Source organism: Thermogutta sp., assembly GCF_014359955.1.
Classification (GTDB): domain Bacteria; phylum Planctomycetota; class Planctomycetia; order Pirellulales; family Thermoguttaceae; genus Thermogutta.
The window spans coordinates 1-1532 of the sequence record NZ_JACIYL010000946.1 but is presented as its reverse complement, the minus strand read 5'-3'; the positions used below and the strand labels follow the sequence as shown (position 1 = coordinate 1532).

Here is a 1532-nt window from a genome sequence, read left to right as displayed (position 1 = left end):
TTGGACGGTTTCCGACAAGCAACCAGGAATACATCGAGGAGGTCCTGCGAGCGGCTGATCCCGACTTCTCGCCCAGGGACGAGGAGGAATTCACGCGGTTGACGAAAGAGGCGCAGACTTTTCTGGAAAGGGTGGCGGCCGCCTATCCGTGGCAACAGGCCCTGGTCGTCGGCTTTGCGACGACGTTTCAGCAGACGATGCCGTCTCTGGCCCTGGCCAGGCGAATCAAGGCCATCTGCCCTACGGTGACCATCGTCTTCGGCGGGGCCGCCTGTGAAGGAGAAATGGGAGTGGCCCTGGCCGAGAGATTCCCGGAAATCGACTACGTGTTTCTGGGGGAGGCCGATCATACCTTCCCTGAATTTGTTGCCCGACTGCAAACGGGGCAGCTCCACGGTCGGCTTCCGCATGGGATTATATCCCGGCAGGATGTGACGGGATCTGCCAGGCGTCAGGGCGCTTCCTGGGCGTCCACACCCTCGAGCGCGCTCCCAGTGCTGAATGGCCCGCAAACCGACGATTTGCCGGACAGCACGCTTGTCGAAGATCTGGATCATCTCCCCTATCCGGACTTTGACGATTTCTTCGCCCGTTACGAAGCGAGCGATTTGCAGAGCTTCTTCGAGCCGGTGCTGTTTTTTGAAATGTCTCGGGGTTGCTGGTGGGGGCAAAAGCACCACTGTGCCTTCTGCGGTTTGAACGGCCGATCGATGCGCTATCGCAGCAAGTCGCCCGAGCGAATTTTGGCCGAGCTCAAGTTCCTCACCCAGCGCTATCCTGCGACGCAGGGGTGTGCCGCGGATAACATTCTGGATTTTCGCGCTTTTGAATCGCTTCTCCCTCGACTCGAAGCGGCCCAGTTGCCCTTCCATTTTGCCTGTGAACTGAAGGCCAATCTGACCCGTGCACAAGTGGGACAGCTTCTCCGGGCGGGATTGGGCGCTGCCCAATTGGGGATTGAAACGTTTGACAGTGAACTCCTCAAACGCATTGATAAAGGTGCTCTGGGGGTTCAGAATCTTCAGACCCTCAAATGGTTCACCGAGGCCGGCGTCGACGTGGAGTGGAACTGGCTTTATGGATTCCCGGGCGAAACACCTCTCACTTACGAGCGTCTGGTGCAGCTCGTCCCGCACATCGTCCACCTCGCGCCGCCGCTGGGCGTGGGACGGGTCCGCATGGACCGATTCTCGCCCTTCTTTGAGCATCCCGAACGATTTGGAATGATCCGGCCCCGGCCGTTCCGGGCGTTTCACCACGTTTACCCATTCAGCGAAAAGGTTCTCCAGCGACTGGCCTACTATTTTGAATTTGACTTTGTCGAGGGGCTGAATCCGGACAGCGAGGCACGTCGATTGCTCGCGGCCATTTCCTCGTGGCGAGAAGATCACACCTCGGCGCGCTTGACAATGCGACGCCATGAGGACGGGACGCTGCTCATCACGGACACCCGGCCAAAATTCGGCTTCCGGCAGCACCGTCTTCGTGGATGGGAGACCGAGCTGTATCAGTTCTGCGATACGGCACGGGGT

Annotated in this window: 1 protein-coding gene; it reads left to right on the top strand. The window is 59.2% G+C overall.

The features are described 5' to 3' along the window. Positions 1-1532 (top strand): RiPP maturation radical SAM C-methyltransferase (locus H5U08_RS18430; protein WP_297036512.1); only part of this gene is annotated, 1532 nt, incomplete at both ends.